The 21076-nt window shown below is 67.6% G+C and carries 20 protein-coding genes; 8 read left to right on the top strand and 12 right to left on the bottom strand.

Annotated elements, in window-relative coordinates:
- Positions 1–143: 143 nt before the first annotated feature.
- The gene (locus tag ACYQ2W_RS08390) at positions 144–392 is read right to left on the bottom strand and encodes a helix-turn-helix domain-containing protein (protein ID WP_459865210.1); all 249 of its coding nucleotides are present in this window, start codon (positions 390–392) and stop codon (positions 144–146) included.
- Between ACYQ2W_RS08390 and ACYQ2W_RS08385 the strand changes: the two genes are divergently transcribed.
- Both ACYQ2W_RS08385 and ACYQ2W_RS08380 read left to right on the top strand, forming a co-directional pair.
- Entirely contained in the window at positions 382–591 is a 210-nt protein-coding gene (locus ACYQ2W_RS08385; protein ID WP_459865208.1) for a hypothetical protein, read from the top strand. The genes ACYQ2W_RS08390 and ACYQ2W_RS08385 overlap by 11 nt on opposite strands.
- Positions 592–622: 31 nt before the next feature.
- Positions 623–946: an antibiotic biosynthesis monooxygenase family protein gene (locus ACYQ2W_RS08380; protein WP_459865206.1), complete on the top strand. Its 324-nt coding sequence runs from the start codon at positions 623–625 to the stop codon at positions 944–946.
- 192 nt (positions 947–1138) lie between these two features.
- On the opposite strand, the gene ACYQ2W_RS08375 is transcribed toward ACYQ2W_RS08380, so the two are convergent.
- Positions 1139–1930: a DUF2189 domain-containing protein gene (locus ACYQ2W_RS08375; protein WP_459865204.1), complete on the bottom strand. Its 792-nt coding sequence runs from the start codon at positions 1928–1930 to the stop codon at positions 1139–1141.
- A 427-nt stretch (positions 1931–2357) separates the two neighbouring features.
- Here ACYQ2W_RS08375 and ACYQ2W_RS08370 point away from each other — a divergent pair, with 427 nt between their 5' ends.
- The gene (locus ACYQ2W_RS08370) at positions 2358–5435 is read left to right on the top strand and encodes an efflux RND transporter permease subunit (protein ID WP_459865202.1); all 3078 of its coding nucleotides are present in this window, start codon (positions 2358–2360) and stop codon (positions 5433–5435) included.
- Positions 5432–6460 (top strand): efflux RND transporter periplasmic adaptor subunit, encoded by a 1029-nt coding sequence (locus ACYQ2W_RS08365; protein ID WP_459865200.1) that lies wholly within the window; start codon positions 5432–5434, stop codon positions 6458–6460. The genes ACYQ2W_RS08370 and ACYQ2W_RS08365 overlap by 4 nt, the downstream gene beginning before the upstream one ends.
- Before the next feature lie 106 nt (positions 6461–6566).
- On the opposite strand, the gene trmL is transcribed toward ACYQ2W_RS08365, so the two are convergent.
- Together trmL and ACYQ2W_RS08355 are read right to left on the bottom strand one after the other, a co-directional pair.
- Positions 6567–7040 (bottom strand): tRNA (uridine(34)/cytosine(34)/5-carboxymethylaminomethyluridine(34)-2'-O)-methyltransferase TrmL, encoded by a 474-nt coding sequence (gene trmL, locus ACYQ2W_RS08360; protein ID WP_459865198.1) that lies wholly within the window; start codon positions 7038–7040, stop codon positions 6567–6569.
- Positions 7041–7094: 54 nt separating this feature from the next.
- A complete protein-coding gene (locus ACYQ2W_RS08355; RefSeq protein WP_459865196.1) occupies positions 7095–8030 on the bottom strand; it encodes a GGDEF domain-containing protein in 936 nt (311 codons plus the stop codon).
- Positions 8031–8293: 263 nt separating this feature from the next.
- Here ACYQ2W_RS08355 and ACYQ2W_RS08350 point away from each other — a divergent pair, with 263 nt between their 5' ends.
- Entirely contained in the window at positions 8294–8788 is a 495-nt protein-coding gene (locus ACYQ2W_RS08350) for a thioredoxin family protein (RefSeq protein ID WP_459865194.1), read from the top strand.
- A gap of 232 nt (positions 8789–9020) precedes the next feature.
- Here ACYQ2W_RS08350 and fusA read toward each other — a convergent pair whose 3' ends face one another.
- Positions 9021–11105 (bottom strand): elongation factor G, encoded by a 2085-nt coding sequence (gene fusA / locus ACYQ2W_RS08345; protein ID WP_459865192.1) that lies wholly within the window; start codon positions 11103–11105, stop codon positions 9021–9023.
- 336 nt (positions 11106–11441) lie between these two features.
- Between fusA and ACYQ2W_RS08340 the strand changes: the two genes are divergently transcribed.
- The gene (locus tag ACYQ2W_RS08340; RefSeq protein ID WP_459865190.1) at positions 11442–11600 is read left to right on the top strand and encodes a hypothetical protein; all 159 of its coding nucleotides are present in this window, start codon (positions 11442–11444) and stop codon (positions 11598–11600) included.
- Between the two features lie 137 nt (positions 11601–11737).
- Here ACYQ2W_RS08340 and ACYQ2W_RS08335 read toward each other — a convergent pair whose 3' ends face one another.
- Positions 11738–12466 (bottom strand): LytR/AlgR family response regulator transcription factor, encoded by a 729-nt coding sequence (locus tag ACYQ2W_RS08335; protein WP_459865188.1) that lies wholly within the window; start codon positions 12464–12466, stop codon positions 11738–11740.
- Complete coding sequence (locus ACYQ2W_RS08330; RefSeq protein WP_459865186.1) at positions 12463–13479, bottom strand: sensor histidine kinase; 1017 nt, start codon at positions 13477–13479, stop codon at positions 12463–12465. The genes ACYQ2W_RS08335 and ACYQ2W_RS08330 overlap by 4 nt, the downstream gene beginning before the upstream one ends.
- Positions 13480–13568: 89 nt before the next feature.
- On the opposite strand from ACYQ2W_RS08330, the gene argH reads away from it, so the two are divergent.
- Positions 13569–14969 (top strand): argininosuccinate lyase, encoded by a 1401-nt coding sequence (gene argH, locus ACYQ2W_RS08325; RefSeq protein ID WP_459865184.1) that lies wholly within the window; start codon positions 13569–13571, stop codon positions 14967–14969.
- A 181-nt stretch (positions 14970–15150) separates the two neighbouring features.
- On the opposite strand, the gene ACYQ2W_RS08320 is transcribed toward argH, so the two are convergent.
- The 4 genes from ACYQ2W_RS08320 to ACYQ2W_RS08305 form a co-directional block, all read right to left on the bottom strand.
- Positions 15151–16587 carry an ATP-binding protein gene (locus tag ACYQ2W_RS08320; RefSeq protein ID WP_459865182.1) on the bottom strand — a complete coding sequence of 479 codons (1437 nt, stop codon included), beginning with the start codon at positions 16585–16587 and terminating at the stop codon, positions 15151–15153.
- Complete coding sequence (locus ACYQ2W_RS08315) at positions 16584–17255, bottom strand: response regulator (protein ID WP_459865180.1); 672 nt, start codon at positions 17253–17255, stop codon at positions 16584–16586. The genes ACYQ2W_RS08320 and ACYQ2W_RS08315 overlap by 4 nt, the downstream gene beginning before the upstream one ends.
- A gap of 178 nt (positions 17256–17433) precedes the next feature.
- Positions 17434–17676 (bottom strand): transcriptional antiterminator, Rof, encoded by a 243-nt coding sequence (locus ACYQ2W_RS08310; RefSeq protein ID WP_459865179.1) that lies wholly within the window; start codon positions 17674–17676, stop codon positions 17434–17436.
- Positions 17677–18504, bottom strand: coding sequence for a thermonuclease family protein (locus ACYQ2W_RS08305; protein ID WP_459865178.1), 828 nt, complete (start codon positions 18502–18504; stop codon positions 17677–17679).
- Between the two features lie 115 nt (positions 18505–18619).
- On the opposite strand from ACYQ2W_RS08305, the gene ACYQ2W_RS08300 reads away from it, so the two are divergent.
- Positions 18620–19318, top strand: coding sequence for a DUF5610 domain-containing protein (locus ACYQ2W_RS08300; RefSeq protein WP_459865177.1), 699 nt, complete (start codon positions 18620–18622; stop codon positions 19316–19318).
- Positions 19319–19529: 211 nt separating this feature from the next.
- On the opposite strand, the gene sthA is transcribed toward ACYQ2W_RS08300, so the two are convergent.
- Positions 19530–20915, bottom strand: a complete 1386-nt coding sequence (gene sthA, locus ACYQ2W_RS08295; RefSeq protein WP_459865176.1) for a Si-specific NAD(P)(+) transhydrogenase — start codon at positions 20913–20915, stop codon at positions 19530–19532.
- Between the last annotated feature and the right edge of the window lie 161 nt (positions 20916–21076).

The raw sequence follows: 21076 nt of genomic DNA, 5'->3' as shown, positions 1-21076 counted from the left end.
AAAACCGCCGTGGCGCCTTACCCATCGGCACCGGGGGTCGAATCGATACTCGCTCTGCGGCAGGTACCGAGATACGTGCGGGAGGAGACCCGCCGGCGTTTCGGCGAGAGGGAGATGCGAGCCGGCGAAGCGGCGGGGAAAGTTTAGGGCCCCGCGATTTCGCGCAGCCGTGCCGCGTCGAGGGTCTCCACCGCCCCGCGGCGGGTGCGCACCCTCCCCTGCGCCACCAGCTCGCCGAGGAGCCGTGCCACCACCTCGCGGGTGGTGCCGATCGGTACCGACCGCGTCCGCTGCTCGCCGTAGCCTCTCGAACGTCGCCCGAAGCACGGGCGTCGCCGACCGATCCGCCGGCCCAACGAAACCGACGAGAGGCAATCGACCATGAAATCCATGCTCTTCGCACTCCTCTTGGCTCTTCCCCTGGCCGTCCACTCTCTGTCTGCCACGGCCGGGATCCCACGCCTGGAGAAGGGGCGCACCGCGGTGTTGATCACCGATCCGCAGGACGACTTCCTGCGAGGCGGTCGAGGCGCCGGGGCGCTGAGCGATCCCGCGGGGGCGTGTCGGACGGCACGCCCCGTCAACGGGTAGAATCCCGGGAACACCCTCAAGGAGAGCCGCCGTGAGCCGTGATCTTCGCCCTGCCGATACCCCGGAGCCGCCCTACTATGCGGTGATCTTCACCTCCCTGCGCACCGCCGGTGACGACGGCTACGGGGAGACGGCGCAGCGCATGCTGGAGGCGGCGCGCCGCCAGCCGGGATTTCTCGGTGTGGAGTCGGTGCGTGACGGGTTGGGGATCACCGTCTCCTATTGGCAGAGCCTGGAGGCGATCGCGGCGTGGAAGGCGGACGCCGAGCACCGCCTCGCCCAGCGCGAGGCGCGCCGATGGTACGCGGCGTTCCGCGTGCGGGTGTGCCGGGTGGAGCGGGCGTCCGGGTTTTAGCGGGACCTGCCGGTGCAGGCCGTTCGCGGTGCCGATAGGGAGGTGGGGGGCTATTCGTTCCGTGCGGTGCCCCCGTTTTTCACGGCGCGCGCGGCGCGCCCTATAGGGCGGCACCGCGGCCGCCACGGCCTTTCCGTCGGCACCGCCGGTGGGAAGAGCCTCGACGCTGCGCTGGGCACGCCTCCCCGATCGCTAATGATCCCGGCCCACCAGATCGCGGTAGGCGTGCCAGCTGGCGTAGGCCATCAGCGGCAGGAGCACGATCATGCCCACCAGCCAGGTGGCGAAGCCGATGGCGGTGAGCGCGCTGACGATCGCCGCCCACAGGATCATCGGGCCGGCGTTCCTCCCTACCGCCATCAGGCTGGTGAGCACCGCGCGGAAGGGGTTGCCCTCGGGGCGGTCGAACAGCATCGGGTAGGAGACGGCGCTCACCGCGAAGGCGAGCAGCGCGAACAGCAGGGCGACACCGAGGAACGGAACGAGCCATTGCGCGCCGAGTCCCGCCGCGAGCAGCAGCGGCAGGTCGCTGCCCGGCAGCCGGTCGATGCCGCCGAAGAAGCCGGCGGTGACGAACATCGCCACGTTCAGCCAGCTCAGCACCACGAACATCGTGACCAGCGACATCAGCACGACGTTGGTGTTGTCGCGCAACGCCCGCACCGTGTCGCCGAAGGTGGCCCGCTCGCGTCGGTCGTGGGCGCGGGGGACCGCATACAGGCCGACCGCGATCAGTGGGGCGACCAGCAGGAAGGCGACGAGCAGGGTGGGCAGCGCCTGGACGTAGTTGTAGGTAAAGGCGGCGAACAGCAGGAGTGCGCCGAAGGCCGAGAAGAGCATCCCGTAGTAGAGGCTGATGCCGGGGGCGCGGCGCAGGTCCCCCCAGCCGCGAACCAGCCACTGCCACGGTTGCCGCCAGCCGATGGTGCGGATCTCCGGCAGATGGACGGAGTTCTGGGTGGAAAATTCGGTATAGGTGGTCATGGCGCACACTCCTCCGATGGAAAAGGGAGCGCCGGATGAGGTGATCGGGCGGCATGGCGACACCCGCGACCCGCCCTCACGACCCTGCCCGAAGCCCCGGGACCCGATAGGCACCACCTGACAGGTGGCGTTTTCCTGAAGCCTAGACGGCAATTCAGAGTAATCAACTCAACTTTTTTGTGGGGTGCGTCGCTCGAATGGATTGGGGGCGCCCTTTGCCGTCACGGGCCGGGGCAGGGTTTGACGTCACGCTGTTCGGTGGCGCTCCCTTTCACCGCCCGCCCTCTCCCTCACAAATGCCGATTTCACGCTTGGCGATTCTTCCCGCTGCCCCGAGCAGGTATGATCGTCGCCTTGGGAGTGTCATGTGCCCGCTGCTCCCCCTATTCACCGGCCCCCCCAAGAAGGGCCGAGCGCGACTTCGCGGATGAACAACCGATTCGTCACCTTCATTGTCGACAACGCCCACTTCAGCGCCCTGGTGGCGTTCATCGTGGTCTTCTTCGGCCTCACCTCGCTCTCCGAGATCAACGTCGCCCAGGATCCCGACATCGACTACCCGGTGGTGCTGGTCAAGCTCTATCTCGCCGGTGCGCCCCCCGAGCGGGTGGAGCGCAACGTGGTCTACCCGGTGGAGGGGGAGCTGCGCGGGATCAACGGCATCACCAGCCTGCGTACCACCATCGGCTACAACCACGCCTTGATGGTGCTGCGCTTCCAGCCCCACTTCGAGACCTCCACGAAGATGCGCGAGGTGGAGACCGCGATCAACCAGATCAAGCGCAAGCTGCCCGCCGATCTGGAGTACCAGCTGGTCAACGCCACCACCTCCGAGATGCTCAGCGCCTTCCTGATCTCCTTCCGCGCCCCGTGGCTGCCGCCGCGGGAGCAGGAGGCGGCGGCCCGCGACCTGATCACCGAGCTGCAACAGGTCGACGCGCTGAAGAGCATCGCGCTGCTCCAGGTCGATCGCGAGGTGGTGGTCGAGATGGACCCGGCGCGGCTGCACCGTGCCGGCGTCTCGGTCCAGCAGGTGCTCGACGAGGTGGCCTCGCGCAACGCCGCGGCGGTCAGCGGCAGCCGTGAGCTGGGTGACGACTACCTGCGTTTCACCGGCCCCGACAAGCAGTACCAGCGCGAGGAGGATATCCAGCACACGGTGCTCCACGGCGCCGGCGGCAAGGCCCTGACGCTGGACGTGCTGGGCCGGGTCTACCCGCGTGCCCAGGGCGGCCAGGGGGTGGTCACCCACTACGACGGCCACGCGGCGCAACTGATCCGGGTCGGTGTCGAGAGCAGCCGCAGCAACATCATCGACGTCAAGCGCTCGCTGCAGCAGGTGCTCGATCAGTTCAAACAGCGCTTCGCACAAGAGCCGCAGATCGAGTTGGTGTTCGATCAGGCGCGCGAGGTGGACGTGCTGCTGCGCAACCTGGTCTACAGCTTCTTCCAGGGCATGGCGATCCTCTTCCTGGTGCTGATGTTCTCGGTCGGGCTGCGCTCGACCTTGATCATCTCCAGCCTGCTGCCGCTCTCCTTCCTGATGGCGATCCTGCTGCTGAGCTTCACCCCCTTCGGCATCCAGCAGGTGTCGCTGGCCGGCTTCATCATCGCCCTGGGGCTGGTGGTGGACAACGCCATCGTGGTCACCGACAACGCCTTCATCCTCCAGCGCTACCGCGGCTACTCGCCGCGGGATGCCGCCATCGAGGGCACCTCCCAGGCGATCGGCCCGCTGATCTCCTCGACCCTGACCACCGTGCTCGCCTTCGCCCCGGTGTTCCTGCTCAGCTCGGATACCACCCTCTACCTGCGCAGCCTCAGCGCCTCGATCTGGCTCTCGCTGCTGGCTTCGCTGTTCATCTCGGTGACCATCATCACCCTGCTGCTGTCGCGTTTCGGCTGCCTCGGCTCGATCTTCAGGCTGCCCGACATGCCGAGCTTCCTGGTCGCCCTGATCCCCTTCCGCGAGCACATCTACAAGCGGATCCTGCGCTTCACCGTGCGCTGGCGCTTCCTCACCCTGGGCGCCTTCGTGCTGCTGCTCGGTGGCGCCGGGGTGCTCGCCGGCGGCATGAAGCTGGAGATCTTCCCGGTCACCGGCAACCCCTACTTCACCGTCAACATCACCCTGCCCAAGCACTACACCGACGAGGGGCGGCGCAGGATCGTCGATGAGGTCGAGGCGGGGCTCGCCGCCGAGCCGCGGGTCCAGCACTACGCCTGCGTCGGCGGCAACCTGCTGCTCCAGGTCAACGTCAGCATGGATGCCAAGGGCGACATCGCCTGCCTGGTGGAGACCGACACCGGTGCCGAGGGGCCGCTGATGGAGACCAAGGCCTCATTGGAGAAGCGCTACCAGCCGCTCTCGGAGCTGGCCGACATCAACCTCTCGCTGTTCAAGTTCAAGGACGCCACCTACCGCTCGCCGTTCACCGTGGTGCTCTCCGGCGGCGATTCGCGCCAGCTCCAGGCCTACGGCCGGCAGATCCACGACGCGCTGCTCCCCGTCCCCGGGGTGAAGAGCCTCGACAACCCCGCCAAGTCCAATCAGCCCGGTTTCCGCCTCGACTTCGACTACGAGCGCGCGGCGCGGCTCGGTATCGACAAGGCCCAGGTGGACGGCTACGTCGCCATGCTCACCTACGGCTACGAGTTCGACCGCTTCCGTGACAGCCGCGGCAACGAGTCGCCGATCCTGCTCAAGCTCACCGATGGCGGCGGCGATCTGGCCCGCGCCCTGCGCGAGATCCTGCTCACCGGCGCCGATGGCCTGCAGGTGCCGCTCGGCGAGGTGGTCAACCTCTCCCTCTACGAGAGCGAGAGCGAGATCTCGCACATCGACTTCAAGCCGCAGTTGGAGATTGACGTCTGGCTGAAGCCTGGTGAGAGCGCCGAGACGGTGGCCGCGCGGGTCGAAGAGCGGCTGGCGAAGCTCGAGCCGCCCCACGGCGTGAAGGCGGAGATCGGCGGCGTGCTCGCGCGCAAGGCCGCCGAGTTCCAGGGGTTGGGCAAGGGGGCGCTGTTCATCGCCGCCTCGATCTTCGCCATCTTCGTGCTCCAGTTCCGCTCCTTCCTGCAGCCGCTGATCGTCTTCTCCGCCATCCCCTTCTGCCTGATCGGCGTGGTCGCCGGGCTGGAGGTCACCGGCATGCCGATCACCTTCTTCGCCGCGGTGGGTATCACCAGCCTGATGGGCATCGTGGTCAACGACTCGATCCTGCTGGTCGACGAGGCCAACCGCCTCGGCCGCGAGCGGCCCGAACTGTCGATCGACGAACGGGCGATCGAGGCGGCCCGCGCCCGCTTCATGCCGATCCTGCTCACCTCGGTGACCACCGTCGCCGGCCTGGTCCCCCTGGCCATGGCCGACACCCCCTTCAAGGTGATGGCGATCACCATCATCGGCGGTCTCAGCAGCTCCACCCTGCTGCTGCTGTTCCTGGTCCCGGCGCTCTACTCGTTCCTGTCGCCGCGGGAGAAGATCAACGCGGAGGAGTCATGAAGAGAACGATCGCCGCCCTCGCCCTGCTGCCTGTCCTGCTCCTAACCCGGCCGGCGACCGCCGCCGACGAGGCCTATCCGGTCACCACCGCACCGCTGGAGCGCGCCCGGGTGCAGGCCACCGTGGAGGCCTACGGCCGGGTGGCCGAACGCCCCCACTACCTCTACTTCGAGGTGGCCGGTAACCTCGCCCTGCTGCACGCCGACGTCGGCGACGAGGTGAGCGCCGGCCAGCTGCTGGCCGAGCTGGACACCCGCGACATCGACAACCAGCTCAGTCAGGCCGAGGAACAGGTCAACCACACGCGGATCAAATACCAGCAGTACCGCCAGCTGAAGAGCCGCGAGGCCGCCTCCCGTGACCAGCTGGAGGATCGGCGCCACGACTACGAACTGGCCCAACTGGATCTGGCCAACCTCAAGGAGCTGCGCACCAAGCACGAGCTGCACGCCCCCGTCGCCGGCCGGGTGGTCGACCGCCTGGTGGACTTCCCCGGCCCGGTGGCGACCAGCACCGCCATCTTCCAACTGCGCAGCGCCGCCTACCCCCCGCTGGTCAGCGTCGACCTCACCCAGCGTGAGGTGGCCGCGGTGCAGGTGGGCGACCGCGCCCGCGTCGCCCTCCCCGAGACGCCGGGTCTGGAGCTGCACGGCAAGGTGACCAGGATCCGTGCCGGCTCCCTCAGCGACGGCCTGTTCAGCGTCGACCTCACCCTCGACCCGCCGCCCGACGGAGTCCACCTGCAGGACGGCATGCAGGTGGAGGCGACCATCGCCGCCGGCGAGGCCCACGCCGGCTACGCCGTGCCGATCACCGCGCTGCTCTCCATCGACGGTGACAGCGGCCGCTTCTTCGTGGTGGCCGACGGCAAGGCCAAGTCGGTCACCGCCCACCTCAGCCGCATCGTCGGCGACCGCGTGCTGCTCGCCGACGACCTCTCCGCCTACGCCCGCGTCGTCGTCCGCGGCCAGTACCAGCTCACCGACGGCGCCCCGCTCCGGGAGACCCCCGTCGGCGCGAAATAGGGCGGGCCGCGCGCGCCACGGCCACTCCGTCGGCACCCCCGTTCTACGAGAGCTCGGCCGGTTCAGTGACCAATTGGAGATGGCCGGTGAGGTGAAAGGGGTCCCTTCATGGGAGATCGGCGGCGCCGGGGAACCCCAGTTGGCGCCACGCCTCGTAGACGGCGATGGCGACGCTGTTGGAGAGGTTGAGGCTGCGGCTCGTCGGGACCATCGGCAGACGCAGGCGGTGGTCGGCGGGGATCGCGTTGAGCACGTCGTCCGGCAGGCCGCGGGTCTCCGGCCCGAAGAGCAGCGCGTCGTCTTCGTGGAAGTCCACTTGGTGGAACGGCCGCGCGCCCTTGGTGGTGAAGGCGAACAGGCGGGCCGGCGCCACCTCCTGTAGAAACGCCTCCAGACTCTCATGCTCCTTCAGTCTCGCCCACTCGTGATAGTCGAGGCCGGCGCGCCGCAGCCGGCGGTCGTCCAGCTCGAAGCCGAGGGGGTGGATCAGGTGGAGGGCGGCGTCGGTGTTGGCGCAGAGCCGGATCACGTTGCCGGTGTTGGGCGGGATCTCCGGCTGAAACAGGACCACATGCAGCATGCCGCCATTTTCCGCTAGCTTGGCGGTATCGCCAAGCGGCGTCTGACTCGAAAATCACTCGGCGACGATCACCCGGTTGCGCCCCTCGTGCTTGGCGCGGTACAGGGCGGCGTCGGCGCGCTTGAACAGTTCGGTGCCGCTCTCGCCGCCGAGCCATTGGGCGACGCCGATGCTCACCGTCATGGTGATGGCGAGGTCGCCGCAGGGGTGGTGGCGGCCGTCGACGTGGTCCCGCAGCCGCTCGGCCAGCCGTGCCGCCCCCTCCAGGGGGGTGTCGCGGAGCAGAATGACGAACTCCTCGCCGCCGTAGCGGAATAGCGAGTCGGCCTCGCGGATGCAGTGCTGGGCGCTCTCCACCAGCGATTGCAGGGCGCAGTCGCCGGTGGTGTGGCCGAAGTGGTCGTTGATCGCCTTGAAGCGGTCGATGTCGGCCACCGCCAGGGAGAGGGGGGCGCCTTGGCGTCGGGCCAGGGAGACCTCGTGGAGTAGCGCCTCGTCGAAGGCGCCGCGGTTGCCGATGCCAGTCAGCGGGTCGACGTAGGCGCCCTGGATTGCCCGTCGATAGAGCAGGGCGTTGCGCAGCGGGTGGGCGAGCAGTCCGCTGAGGCGGAGCAGTCGCCGCCGCTCCTCCTCGTCGAAGGGGTGGCCCCGGTAGTAGGTGAGCCGGCCGAGGGGCTCGCCGTTGATGGTCAGCACGCCGCCGCACTGGTGGCCGGAACAGACCCCGTGGAGTTCCTCCAGCTCCTCAATCGGGTGGCGGTAGGCGAGCCCGCCGTGGCTTACCAGTGGGCGTACGCCGCTGGAGAAGAGGCGGATCAGCGACTCCACGTCGAGGGTGGTCTGCAGGTCCTGGAGCAGGGTGACCAGGCGCAGCGTCGGTTCCCCGTCGGTCGTTTCGCTTTCCATGGCGAGGGCGAGATTCCCCCACAACAGGTGGTGCAGATCCAGCGGGTGCAGATCGCGACCGGTCGCTTGTGGATTCATGGTCATCACGGAGTACTCCGTTGCGTGGCTTTCTTCGCAAAGCGGGATGCCAGTTTCGTGCCATCGCTTCTGTGTTTTTTTTGAATCAATGGGTTAGGTGTGGCTTGCCGCGCCGGCGGGGCGCCGGGTGGCAACTGGCTGCCGCTATTGGGAGGAGGCAGGTTGCCGGGGAACATCAGTGAATTCGTATCTGCTGATGCGGGTTTTCCCCACTGGCGTGACCCGGGCGGGCGGGGGGAAAATTGGCCCTCGTACACGGAGCCTCTGCGATGAAACCGATCTTTCGACTCCTTTCCCTGCTTCTGCTGTTGGTCGCGGCGACCGCCCGCGCCGAGCTGGCGGTCCCGCTGGCCGATGATTTGGCCGCCGACGGGCGCGATGCGACCGCCCGCGGCGTTGCCGTGCTGCTGGTCTTTTCCGCCGAGCACTGCGGCTACTGCGAAAAGCTGGAGGAGAACGTCCTTCGGCCGCTGCTGGTCAGCGGCGCCTACGACGACAAAGTGCTGGTGCGCAAGGTGATGGTGGATGATGCCCGCACGCTCGTCGATTTCGATGGCCGTGAGCGGGACTCCCTCGATCTGGCCGATCGCTATCGTGCCTATCTCACCCCCACCGTCCTGCTGGTGGATGCCCGCGGCCGTCCCCTGGCCCCTCGGCTACGCGGCATCAACTCCGTCGACTACTACTGGGAGGACCTGGATGGCGCCATCGATCAGGCGCTGGCCAAGCTGCGTACCAGTGGTGCGATCGCCCGCACCGAATAGCGTTTTCCGTCTCTCCCTTCCTTTGTTTTCCCGATATTGCGGGCCGCGGGCGTTGGTGCCCGCTCGAAGGTCCGTGCCCTCGTGATACGTCGCGGCGCCCGCAGGGCGCCCTATGCCGAACACCGGCCACGCGCCTGTCCGGCGCAATAATCCAAAAAATGCGCCCCAAAAACGCCGAAGGCCCCACCCGGCAGAGCCGGGTGGGGCCTTCGGCGTTTTTGGGGCGTAGGCCTTACTTGGCGGCGTTGCGCTCCTTCACTTCCTTGATCACCTCTTCGGCAACGTTGCGCGGGCACGGCATGTAGTGGGAGAACTCCATGGAGAACTGGCCGCGGCCGGAGGTCATGGTGCGCAGGTCACCGATGTAGCCGAACATCTCGGAGAGCGGCGCGTCGGCCTTGATGCGCACGCCGGTGGGGCCCGGCTCCTGGGACTTGATCATGCCGCGGCGGCGGTTGAGGTCGCCGATCACGTCACCCACGTGGTCCTCGGGGGTGAACACGTCGACCTTCATGATCGGCTCCATCAGCTGCGGGCCGGCCTTCGGCATGGACTGGCGGTAGGCGGCCTTGGCGGCGATCTCGTAGGCGATGGCCGAGGAGTCCACCGGGTGGAAGCCGCCGTCGAGCAGCTCCACCTTGAAGTCGAGGCAGGGGAAGCCGGCGAGCACGCCGGTGTCCTTGATCACCTTGAAGCCCTTCTCCACCGCGGGCCAGAACTCGCGGGGCACGTTGCCGCCGGTCACCTTGGACTCGAAGATGAAGCCGGTGCCGGGCTCGCCGGGCTCGATCGCGTAGTCGATCTTGGCGTACTGGCCGGAACCGCCGGTCTGCTTCTTGTGGGTGTAGCTGTCCTCGACCCGCTGGGTGATCGACTCGCGGTAGGCCACCTGGGGCTTGCCGACGGTCACCTCGACGCCGTGGGTACGCTTGAGGATGTCCACCTTGATGTCGAGGTGCAGCTCGCCCATGCCCTTGATGATGGTCTCGCCGCTCTCCTCGTCGGTCTCGACGCGGAACGAGGGGTCCTCCTGCACCATCTTGCTCAGCGCCACGCCCATCTTCTCGGCGGCGCCCTTGTCCTTCGGTGCGACGGCAATCGAGATGACCGGATCGGGGAAGACCATCGGCTCCAGGGTGGCCGGGTTCTTCGGGTCGCACAGGGTGTGGCCGGTCTGGGTGTTCTTCAGGCCGATGAAGGCGACGATGTCGCCGGCCTGGGCGGAGTCGAGCTCCTCGCGGGAGTCGGCGTGCATCTCGACGATACGGCCGATGCGCTCGGTCTTGCCGGTGAAGGTGTTGAGCACGTTGTCGCCCTTCTTCACCTTGCCGGAGTAGATGCGGGTGAAGGTGAGCGCGCCGAAGCGGTCATCCATGATCTTGAAGGCCAGCGCGCGCAGCGGGCGCTCGGGATCGACGATCGCCTTCTCGCCGGTCTCGTTGCCCTCCAGGTCCACCTCGGGCTGGGGCTCGACCTCGGTCGGGCTGGGCAGGTAGTCGACCACCGCGTCGAGCACCAGCTGGATGCCCTTGTTTTTGAACGCGGAGCCGCAGAAGGTGGGGAAGAAGTCGAGCGCGATGGTGCCCTTGCGGATGCAGCGCTTGATGTCCTCGATGGAGGGTTCCTCGCCTTCGAGGTACTTCTCCATCAGGTCGTCGTCCTGCTCGACCGCGGTCTCGATCATCTGCTCGCGGTACTCCTCCATCTTCTCCACCATGTCGGCGGGGACCTCTTCGACGGTGAAGTTCTCCGGCAGGCCGGAGTCGTCCCAGATGAAGGCCTTGCGGTTGAGCACGTCGACCACGCCCTTGAACTGGTCCTCGATGCCGATCGGCAGGGTCATCACCAGCGGGGTGGCGGCGAGCACGTTCTTTACCTGGTCGACCACGCGGTAGAAGTCGGCGCCCATGCGGTCGAGCTTGTTGACGAAGATCACGCGGGCGACTTCGGAGTCGTTGGCGTAGCGCCAGTTGGTCTCGGACTGGGGCTCCACGCCGCCGGAGCCGCAGAACACGCCGACGCCGCCGTCGAGCACCTTCAGCGAGCGGTACACCTCGATGGTGAAGTCGACGTGCCCGGGGGTGTCGATGATGTTCAGGCGGTGGTCGTTCCAGTAGCAGGAGGTGGCGGCGGATTGGATGGTGATGCCGCGCTCGCGCTCCTGGTCCATGAAGTCGGTGGTGGCCTCGCCGTCATGCACCTCACCGGTCTTGTGCACCTTGCCGGTGAGCTTGAGGATGCGCTCGGTGGTGGTGGTCTTGCCGGCGTCCACGTGGGCGAAGATGCCGATGTTGCGGTAGCGAGTTAGGTCTGTCATGTTTCTACCCGAATCGTTTAAGAGGAAAGTGGTGGGCGACTGCCCCGGTTCCCGTTCCGCGGGAGCGCGCCGGTTGCCCGGTTTCCGCCCTCATCGAACGCGGCGCCGCGCGGTTTGAAGATCGACGACGGCCACGATCTCCACCCCGATGTTCGCTCCGAGCCCTGCCCAATCCGCCGCGGGGCCTGGAAAAGCCCGCCATTCTAATAAAATTCGCGCGAGAGAGTGGGAATATTTTTGTCCACGGGCGTTGCGGGGATGTTGTGGGGTTGATTCCCGTTAATTCTTGACTAGGTTTGTTGGTAATTGTCCGGGAATCAATTTAGGAGGGTATCGATGAACGCCGATTCGCTGCTCGACCTGCTGATCACCGTGGTCGTCTATTCCGCACTGGCTACCGTTGCCGGGGTGGCGCTGTATGCGGGTTACTCCTTTATCAAAGCGCTGGTCTCGCTCAAGGACCGTGGTCTCCGCCATCGGGTGATCGGAATCTGAAAGGTGGCGGCCGGATGGGGCGTTCTCCGCCGGTCGGTGGCTGCGTCCGTTCCGGTGGATGCGCTATCGCTTATCCGGAGATTGGTCGCTGGTCGAGCTTTGTCGGCTCGATGAACCCTCCGGGTTTGGTGCCAAGGTCAGGACTTGAGCGTCTGGCGCAACTCCGCCACGTGACGGCGGCTTACCTCGATACGCTGCGCCATGCCGTCGAGCAGTACCCGCCAGCCGCCGTCGGCGCTCTTCTCCATGCCGCGCAGGAAGGCGGTGTTGATCAGCGCATTGCGGTGGATGCGCAGGAACCGCGGGCCGAACTCCTGCTCCAGGGATTTCAGCGACTCCTCGATCAGCGCCTCGCCACCGGGGTGGTGGATGGTGACGTACTTCTGTTCGGCGACGAAGGCGCGCACCTCCTTCACCTCGATCCGCTCCAGGCGGCCGCCGATGCGGGTGGTGAGCTGCTGGCGGGCGCCGCCGGGGAAGTCGTCGTTGACGCTGTTGAGCTGGGCCAGGGTGGGGCGGCGGGCGCGGGCGAGGGCGTCGGCCAGGCGCTCCTTGCGCACCGGCTTGAGCAGATAGTCCACCGCGTTGGCCTCGAACGCCTCCAGGGCGTGTTCGCCGTAGGCGGTGGTGAAGATCACCGCCGGAGGGGCCTCCAGTTCCGCCAGATGACGGGCCGCCTCCAGGCCGTTCATCCCCGGCATGCGGATGTCGAGCAGGACGATCTCCACCTCGCCGCCGTCCACCGCCGCCAGGGCGGCGGCCCCGTCGCCGGCCTCGCCGGCCACGGTGTAGCCGGCCAGCTCCTCGAGCAGGGAGCGCAGGCGCGCGCGGGCCAGCGGTTCATCATCAACGATCAATACTTTCATCGCGGTGTCTCCGTCGGGAACTCCACCCGGACCCGATACTGTTTTTGGTCTTCCTCCACCTCCAGCCGGGCGCGCTGGCCGTAGATCATCTGCAGGCGGCCGCGGATGTTCTGCAGCGCCATCCGGTTGCCCTCGCGGCGGGAGGCGGCCTCGTTGCGCGGGTTGGCCACCTCCAGGCGTAGCAGGTCGCCGTCGATCCGTGCGGCGATGCGGATGGTGCCCCCCTCCGGGCGCGGTTCGATACCGTGGTAGACCGCGTTCTCCACCAGCGGCTGGAGCACCAGCGGCGGCATCGCCACCTCCTGGGCGGCGGGCTCCACCGCCCACTCCAGGTGGAGTCGCTCGCCGAGCCGCAGCCCCTCGATCTCGAGGTGGCGGTGGACCGTCTCCAGCTCCTCCTCCAGGGCGATGAAGCCCCGTGGCGCCCCCAGGGTGGCGCGGAAGATGTCGGCCAGATCCTCCACCGCCCGCTCGGCACGGGCCGGGTCGCTGCGGGTGAGGGCGGCCACGGTATTCAGGCTGTTGAACAGGAAGTGGGGGCGGATCCGCGCCTGGAAGGCCTGCAGGCGGGCGTGGGCCTCGGCGCGGATCTGGCGCTTCCACTGGTCCCGGACATAGAGGTGGCGCAGGGCCAGGGCCGCCACCACGGCGCCCATGGCGGTGGTGCGCAGCAGGAAGTCGAAGGCCAGCAGCGGCTCATGGCGCCCTTCGTGGAGGATCAGCCAGGCGACCTCGGCGCAGGCGGCGGTCAGCAGGGTCACCAGCAGCCAGGCGGCCAGCCCCGCCGCCCAGGCCGGTAGCCGGGTGAGCGGCCGGCGCAGCAGGCCGAGCGCCGCCAGGCTGGTCAGCGCCACCCATTCGATGAACAGCGCCCCCCGTCCCAGCGAATCCCAGAACGGGATATCGCCGTAGATCGCCAGCAGCAGCGCCAGCAGTGCGGCCATCACCACCACGCTGAACACCGTGGGGAGGGCGAAGAAGTCCGGTAGGAAGTTGTCGTCGATCTGTTTCATGGCGCCCTATTCTGCCCGCAAACCCGCACCGCCCCAAGGGCTGCTGTATAATCCGGCCGCTTTCCAGACACATTGCAGGTGGCGACCAGATGAGTACGAGCGAGGCCAAGACCGAGAAGCCCTGGGGCGGGCGTTTCACCGAATCGACCGACGCCTTCGTCGAGGCCTTCACCGCCTCGGTGGCGTTCGACCGCCGTCTCGCCCCCTACGACATCCAGGGCTCGATCGCCCACGCCACCATGCTCGCCGAGGTGGGGGTGCTCACCGGCGAGGAGCGCGGCGCCATCGTCGACGGGCTCAACGCCATCCTCGCCGAGATCGAGGCGGGCCAATTCCCCTGGTCGGTCTCCCTCGAAGACGTCCACATGAACGTGGAGGCGCGGCTCACCGACCGCATCGGCCTGGCCGGCAAGAAGCTCCATACCGGCCGTTCGCGCAACGACCAGGTGGCCACCGACGTGCGCCTCTGGCTGCGTGCCGAGATCGACGCCCTGATCAACGAGGTGAAGCGGCTCCAGGAGGGGGTGATCGGCGTCGCCGAGCGCGAGGCCGAGAGCATCATGCCCGGCTTCACCCACCTGCAGACCGCCCAGCCGGTCACCTTCGGCCACCACCTGCTGGCCTGGAACGAGATGCTCGAACGTGACCGCGGTCGCCTCGCCGACTGCCGCAAGCGGCTCAACCGCTCGCCCCTGGGCGCGGCGGCGTTGGCCGGCACCACCTACCCGATCGATCGGGCACGTACCGCCCAACTGCTCGGCTTCGACGGCCCCACCGAAAATTCGCTCGATTCGGTCTCCGATCGCGACTTCGCCATCGAATTCACCGCCGCGGCGAGCGTCATCATGATGCACCTCTCGCGGATGTCCGAGGAGCTGATCCTGTGGGCCTCGGCCCAGTTCAACTTCATCGACCTGCCCGACCGCTTCTGCACCGGCTCGAGCATCATGCCGCAGAAGAAGAACCCCGACGTGCCGGAGCTGGTGCGCGGCAAGAGCGGCCGGGTGTTCGGCCACCTGATCGGCCTGCTGACCTTGATGAAGGGCCAGCCGCTGGCTTACAACAAGGACAATCAGGAGGACAAGGAGCCGCTGTTCGACACCGTCGACAACCTGTTCGGCTCGCTGCGCGCCTTCGCCGACATGGTGCCGGCGCTGATCGTCAAGCGCGAGGTGACCCGCGAGGCGGCGATGCGCGGCTTCTCCACCGCCACCGACCTGGCCGACTATCTGGTACGCAAGGGGGTGCCGTTCCGCGACGCCCACGAGATCGTCGGTTCCGCAGTGCGCCTTGGGGTCGATACCGGGCGCGACCTCTCCGAGATGAAGCTCGACGAGCTGCGCGGGTTCTCCGAGGCGATCGGCGCGGACGTCTTCGAGGTGCTCACCCTGGAGGGCTCGGTGGCCGCCCGCGATCACATCGGCGGCACCGCGCCCAATCAGGTCCGCGCCGCCTGCGCCCGGGCGCGGGCTCTTCTCGGCGAGGGATGATCAACGCGGAGGACGCAGAGACGCAGAGAACGCAAAGAAGACGAAGAAGGCGGGTTGTGGCCGCTGGGAGTTTCTGAAGGTATTGCGGTATTGCCGGTAAAGCGGGAGTCGGTGCCTCGGTGGGTCATGCTCTGGCCAAGAAATTCTTCTCCGCGTTCTCTGCGTCTTTGCGTCCTCTGCGTTATCCATCCGCCCGTGAACGAAACTCCACCGAAACGCGCAGCCCGCCGAGGGGCGAGTCCTCCAGGGTGATCGCGGCGCGGTGGAGTTCGACGATGCGCTGGACGATGGATAGACCGAGGCCGCAGCCGTAGCTGTCGGTGCGGTTGCCGCGGTGGAAGCGTTCGAACAGCCGCCCCCGCGCCTCCGCCGGCACGCCGGGGCCGCTGTCGTCCACCCGCAGTCGCGCTCCGCCTCCCTGCAGCGGTTCCACCGCCACCTCCACCTCCCCCCCCGTCGGGGTGTAGCGCACTGCGTTGTCGATCAGGTTGCGCAGCAGGATCTTCAGCGCGCCGCCGTTGGCGACGGCCGTCACCTGCCGTTGCGGATCGTTCGAAAGCCCCAGCTCGATCTCCTTCTCCAGTGCCAGGGGGGTGCCGTCGGCCACCGCCTCGGCGGCCAGCGCGTCGAGGGCGATGGATTCCATCGCCATGCCCTGGCTGTCGCCATCGGGATCGAGGCGGGCGATGGTGAGCAGTTGCTCCACCAGGTGGGTGGTGCGGTCCACCCCGGCCAGGATCTGGTTGAGGGCGTGGCTGCAGGTCTCCTTGTCGGTGGCGCGCCGGGCCACCTGGGCCTGGGTCTTGACGATCGCCAGCGGGGTGCGCAGTTCGTGGGAGGCATCCGCGGTGAAGCGTCGCTCCCGCTCCAGGGCGCTGCCGAGGCGCTCGAGCAGGCCGTTGATCCTCCCCACCAGGGGGACGACCTCGCTGGGGATGTGGCGGTCCAGGGGGACCGGCTCCAGCCATTTCGGGGAGCGGGTCGCCACCTCTTCGGCGACCCGCGCCAGGGGGCGCAGGCCGCGGCCGACGGCGACCCAGATCAGCAGCGCCAGCAGCGGCAGGGCGATCAGCGCGGGATAGACCGACTGCATCGAGATCTCGTGGATCATCTCCTCGCGCACCGTGGTCTTCTCCGCCACCATCACCTCGACGCCGCGCTCCGGCTCACGCTCCTCGAAGATCCGCCACGGGGCGCCCTCGACGTCGTGGTTGCTCAGTCCGAGGCGGGTGGTCAGCGGCTCGCGCGGCGCCCGCGAGGAGCGCATCAGCAGCCGCCCGTGACGCCAGATTTGGAAGATCGGCCGGGCGGCGTACTCCTGGCGCGGGAAGAGCCGTTCGAGCTCCTCCACCTCCTCTTCGTAGTTGAATCGATCCCGCTCGGTCCCGCCGTCCCGTTCCCGCTCCTGTGCCTGCTCCTTTTCGCGCTCCTTCACTTCGTGGACCGCCAGCCCGAGCAGCAGATGGCCGACCCGCGCCAGGTGGGCGTCATAGATCTCCTCGGCTTCGTGGCTGGTCTTCCAGTGGATGCTGGCGATCAGCGCCAGCGAGGCGGCGGTGAACAGCGACAGCAGCACCAGCAGCAGGCGGATGCGGATCGAGCGAAAATCGGGCTTCATGGAGCGGCAGGCTCGCGCGGGATGGTGTAGCCGACGCCGCGCACGGTGCGGATCAGGGTGCTGCCGAGCTTCTTGCGCAGGTGGTGGATGTAGACCTCCAGGGTGTTGCTCTCCACCTCCATCTCCCAGCCGTAGAGGGCCTCCTCCAGTTGGTTCTTGGAGAGCACCTTGCCGCGGTGCTCCAGCAGGGTGTGGAGCACCGCGTATTCGCGGCGCGAGAGCTCCACCGGCGCCTCGTCGAGGGTAACGGTGCGGGCCGCCGGATCGAGGCTCAGTGCGCCGTGGCTGAGCAGTGGCGAGGCGCGACCGCCGGCGCGGCGCAGCAGGGCGCGGATACGGGCATTGAGCTCCTCCAGGTCGAACGGCTTGGTCAGGTAGTCGTCGGCGCCGGCGTCGAGCCCCGCCACCCGGTCGGCGACCGCGTCGCGGGCGGTGAGGATCAGTACCGGCAGGTCGCGCCCTTCGCCGCGCAGTCTGCGCAGCACCTCCAGGCCGGGGAGGTCGGGCAGCCCCAGGTCGAGCACCACCAGGTCGAAGTGATCGCTGAGCAGCGCTGCCAGCGCCTCCTGGCCGTTGGTCAGCCAGTCCACTGCGAAGCCCTCCTGAGCGAGGCCGGCACGGATGCCGTCGCCGAGCAGCGTGTCGTCTTCCACTAGCAGTAGTCGCATGGTGTGCTCTCTCGTGGGGTTGGGGGGAGGGTAGGGGTCTTCGCCTTAACCTTTCCTTAAGTGGGTTTCATCGATTCGACGACTATTCGAGTGGACAGCGCTTTTTTAACCGCAGATTTCGCAGATATACGCAGATTCAGAAAGGTATAAATCTACGCCAATCTGCGAAATCTGCGGTTCACTGGTCTTCTTCCGCTGCGAAATCGACGATGGCGTCGAGGCGGATCTGCAGCCGATCGCCGCCCGCCCGTTCGGCGTGGAGGTACTCAGCCCCCGCCTCCGTGGTGAGGTCCCGCGGCAGCAGCCGCTCCTCGACGATGCCCTCCTCCGTTACCCGCTGCAGACGCAGTCGTTGGCGACGCATGATGTGCAGCTCCAGTTCGCTGTAGCGTGCGCAGGCTATCGGTTGGTAATCGCTCACTCAGTCGATCTCCTCGATCTGCACGGGGTGGTGCAGCCACAGGGTCGGCAGGCCGCGCTGGCCGCCAAGGCGTCCGCGGACCACCAGCCGGTGCCCGCGCAGGGCTTCGGGGTCACGGTCGGCCGTGCGAAACCGGGTCACGGCCGCGGCGTCGAATTGCAGCGCCACCGCCTCGTCGAGGTGCAGCCGCAAGGTATCTCCGCGCCACTCGACGGCGCTGACCCGGCCGCGCAGGCGGCGGAAACTGTTGCGGAAATCACCCGCGTCCGAGGCGTCGATGACGTCGTAGCGGGGATCGGCCCAGAGGCCGCGGTGGGCGGCGCGCGCCTCTGCCTCGGCGGCGGCGTAGCGCTCGATGTGGCGCAGGTTGGGCGGGTGGGGGGAGACCCAGGCGTGCCCCTCACGCAGCAGCAGCTCGTTGATCGAGACGCCACTCCCGTCGTAGAGATGGACCAGCAGCCGGCCGTAGTGGTCGAACGGCTCGAGGCCGGGCTCCAGCCTCACCTGCCGCCCCATCAGACGTTCGCGCAGGAAGCTTCCGGCGGCCTCGCCGCCCGGCTCGCCGGGGCGGTTGTGGTGGGCCACCTCGGGGGCGTTGATGCCGATCAGGCGCAGTTTCATCCCTCCTTGCAGGTAGACCGTATCCCCATCGGGGACCGCTACCACACGCCCCTCGGCCGGCGCCGGGGAGGGGCTGGGCGAAGGGGAGACCGTGGGTGGCGCACCGGCCCCCTCCAGGTGGAGGATGCCCCGCTCGTCACGCCACTGGTGCAGCGGGCCGGCGAGCAGCGGTGGGGCGATCAGCAGCAGGGGCAGGAGGCGGCGCATGGGACCATTTCACCACTTCCCCGGTCGCGGTGCGAGGCGCGGGTAAATATTGTGAAAGTTTCCCGGCAGCTGGCCGATACCTTGATCAGAGAAGCCGCAAACCGGAGAAGCCGTTATGGATGTGTCAAAGCTCTACAGCGTCAATCAGCCCCGTCCGGAGTCGAGGGGAAGCAGTCCGCGCGCCTCCGGCGACGAGAAGGGGACGGCAGTCCACGAGGCCAAGGGTGAGAAAAGCGAGAAGAGCGAGAAGGGCGACGGGGTCGGGGTGGCCAAGAGCATCACCGAGCAGACCCGCACCGAGCTCAACGCGGCGATCATCGAGTCCGCCTCCCAGGTGAGCCTGTCGGCGGGCAACCAGCCGCTGCATCTGCTCTACAGCGCGGCCATCGACAAGCTCAATGAGGTGCTTGCCCCGGAGTTGGGCGACAACGCCATCCAGAAGGCCGCCGAGAAGCCCGAGGACTTCACCCCCGATGCCACCGCCGACCGCATCGTCAGCTTCGCCACCGGGTTCTACGCCGCCTACAGCGAGCAGCACCCGGAGATGGCGGAGGAGGATCGGCTGAACAGCTTCATGGACCTGATCGGCGGGGCCATCGACCAGGGCTTCGGCGAGGCGCGCGACATCCTCGACGGGCTGAAGGTCCTCGACGGGCCGGTCAAGGAGGGGGTCGACCAGACCTACGATCTGGTGCAGAAGGGCCTCCAGTCGTTCCGCGACTCGATCCTCAACCCGAAGAGTGAGGAGGCGGCCGAGGGCGGGAGTGCCCAGACCGAGTCCAGCGCCGCCGAGAAGACCGAGGGCGAGGGGTGATCTTCCGTTCGTTTCGGCGGTTTTGAACGCGAAGGGGCTTGGGCCAAGGGAATTGGCTGGGGTGTGCAAACCGGATCGGCCGCAAGTACCTGGATAGGGTCTTGTTTAACACGAAGGGCGAGAAGGGGAACGAAGGGCGAGAAGGGAGAAGAGATTTTGTTCGGGCGATACCGATCACTATGTCTCCATCTCCTTCTCGCCCTTCGTGGTTCTATGGGGCCAAGCGGTTCCAGGCGTCCAGCGCGGCGACCTTGTAGGCCTCGGCCAGGGTCGGGTAGTTGAAGACGGTGTTGAGGAAGTAGTCGAGGGTTCCCCCCAGGGCCATCACCGCCTGGCCGATGTGGATCAGCTCGGTGGCCCCCTCGCCGAGGATGTGTACCCCGAGCACCCGCCGGTCCTCCAGGGCGAAGAGGATCTTCAGCATCCCCTGGTCGAGCCCCATGATCTGGCCGCGGGCGGTCTCGCGCAGCCGCGCCACCCCGGTCTCGTAGGGGATCTTCTTCTCGGTCAGCGTCTCCTCGGTCATCCCCACCATGCTCATCTCCGGCACCGCGTAGATGCCGAACGGGAAGGTCTCGGGCAGCGAGCGCACGCCGTGGCCGAAGGCGTGGCTGACCGCTTGGCGCCCCTGCTCCATGGAGGTGGAGGCGAGGCTGGGGAAGCCGACGATGTCGCCGGCGGCGTAGATGTGCTCGACGTTGCTCTGATAGCTCCCGTTGACCGGGATCAGATGGCGGCGGTCGAACTCCACACCCGCATGGTCCAGCTTGAGGGTGTTCACCGAGCCGGCCCGCCCGGCGGCGTAGAGCACGATGTCCGAACGGATCCGCTTGCCGCTGACCAAGTCGGTGATCACCTGCTCACCCTCCACGGCAACGTGCTTCACGTTCTCGCCCAGGCGCAGGGTCACGCCCCGGTCGCGCAGCAGGTGGGTGAATTCGTCGATCACCTCCCGGTCCATGAAGCCGAGGATGGAGTCGCGGCCGTCGATCACCGTCACCTCCACGTCCAGCGCGCTGAAGATGGCGGCGTATTCGATGCCGACCACCCCGGCCCCCACCACGGTCATCGAGTGGGGGATCCGGTCGAGGTGGAGCAGGCCGTCGCTGTCGATCACCCGGCAGTCGTCGAAGGGGACCCCGTCGGGGCGCACCGGGTGGGTGCCGGTGGCGATCAGGAAGTGGTCGGCGCGGTAGTCCGTCGCCTTGCCGTCGCCCCCCTCGACGCGGATGGTGTGGGGGTCGAGGAAAGAGGCCGCGCCGGCGATGGTGGTCACCCCGTTGCGTGCCAGCTGGTTGCTGATCACCTCCACCTCGCGACGGATGGTGATCTGCAGGCGCTGCTTGAGGTCCTCCATGGTGAGGTCCCGTTTCAGCCGGTAGTCCTCGCCGTAGACCCCCCGCTCGTCCCAGCCGGAGAGGTAGAGCACCGCCTCGCGCAGGGTCTTGCTGGGGATGGTGCCGGTGTGCAGGCAGACCCCGCCCACCGACTCGCGGCGGTCGACGATCGCCACCCGCTTGCCGAACTTGGCCGCCTGGATCGCCCCCTTCTGCCCGGCCGGGCCGCTGCCGATGACGATCAGATCGAAATGTTCCATAGTTTTCCCTCCGAGGACGCAATTGCGTTAACTGTAGGCCATGTTCGGCCTGCGCCACCACCTTGACCTGTAGGAGCGGCCCCTAGGCCGCGATGGTGCGAAGCTCCGCCCTTGGTGATACCGGCGGAGGTTGGCGGATCGCGCGCCATCGCGGCCTAGGG

Source organism: Endothiovibrio diazotrophicus, from assembly GCF_054657215.1.
The sequence above is the reverse complement of the archived record's forward strand: the minus strand, read 5'-3'. Positions and strand labels throughout refer to the sequence as shown.

What these genes read in the sequence shown, in the direction of transcription:
- ACYQ2W_RS08385 (WP_459865208.1), top strand. Translation starts at nt 382, where the DNA reads ATGAAATCCATGCTCTTCGCACTCCTCTTGGCTCTTCCCCTGGCCGTC.
- ACYQ2W_RS08390 (WP_459865210.1), bottom strand. Translation starts at nt 392, where the DNA reads ATGGATTTCATGGTCGATTGCCTCTCGTCGGTTTCGTTGGGCCGGCGG.
- ACYQ2W_RS08375 (WP_459865204.1), bottom strand. Translation starts at nt 1,930, where the DNA reads ATGACCACCTATACCGAATTTTCCACCCAGAACTCCGTCCATCTGCCG.
- ACYQ2W_RS08370 (WP_459865202.1), top strand. Translation starts at nt 2,358, where the DNA reads ATGAACAACCGATTCGTCACCTTCATTGTCGACAACGCCCACTTCAGC.
- ACYQ2W_RS08365 (WP_459865200.1), top strand. Translation starts at nt 5,432, where the DNA reads ATGAAGAGAACGATCGCCGCCCTCGCCCTGCTGCCTGTCCTGCTCCTA.
- trmL (WP_459865198.1), bottom strand. Translation starts at nt 7,040, where the DNA reads ATGCTGCATGTGGTCCTGTTTCAGCCGGAGATCCCGCCCAACACCGGC.
- ACYQ2W_RS08355 (WP_459865196.1), bottom strand. Translation starts at nt 8,030, where the DNA reads ATGACCATGAATCCACAAGCGACCGGTCGCGATCTGCACCCGCTGGAT.
- ACYQ2W_RS08350 (WP_459865194.1), top strand. Translation starts at nt 8,294, where the DNA reads ATGAAACCGATCTTTCGACTCCTTTCCCTGCTTCTGCTGTTGGTCGCG.
- fusA (WP_459865192.1), bottom strand. Translation starts at nt 11,105, where the DNA reads ATGACAGACCTAACTCGCTACCGCAACATCGGCATCTTCGCCCACGTG.
- ACYQ2W_RS08340 (WP_459865190.1), top strand. Translation starts at nt 11,442, where the DNA reads ATGAACGCCGATTCGCTGCTCGACCTGCTGATCACCGTGGTCGTCTAT.
- ACYQ2W_RS08335 (WP_459865188.1), bottom strand. Translation starts at nt 12,466, where the DNA reads ATGAAAGTATTGATCGTTGATGATGAACCGCTGGCCCGCGCGCGCCTG.
- ACYQ2W_RS08330 (WP_459865186.1), bottom strand. Translation starts at nt 13,479, where the DNA reads ATGAAACAGATCGACGACAACTTCCTACCGGACTTCTTCGCCCTCCCC.
- argH (WP_459865184.1), top strand. Translation starts at nt 13,569, where the DNA reads ATGAGTACGAGCGAGGCCAAGACCGAGAAGCCCTGGGGCGGGCGTTTC.
- ACYQ2W_RS08320 (WP_459865182.1), bottom strand. Translation starts at nt 16,587, where the DNA reads ATGAAGCCCGATTTTCGCTCGATCCGCATCCGCCTGCTGCTGGTGCTG.
- ACYQ2W_RS08315 (WP_459865180.1), bottom strand. Translation starts at nt 17,255, where the DNA reads ATGCGACTACTGCTAGTGGAAGACGACACGCTGCTCGGCGACGGCATC.
- ACYQ2W_RS08305 (WP_459865178.1), bottom strand. Translation starts at nt 18,504, where the DNA reads ATGCGCCGCCTCCTGCCCCTGCTGCTGATCGCCCCACCGCTGCTCGCC.
- ACYQ2W_RS08300 (WP_459865177.1), top strand. Translation starts at nt 18,620, where the DNA reads ATGGATGTGTCAAAGCTCTACAGCGTCAATCAGCCCCGTCCGGAGTCG.
- sthA (WP_459865176.1), bottom strand. Translation starts at nt 20,915, where the DNA reads ATGGAACATTTCGATCTGATCGTCATCGGCAGCGGCCCGGCCGGGCAG.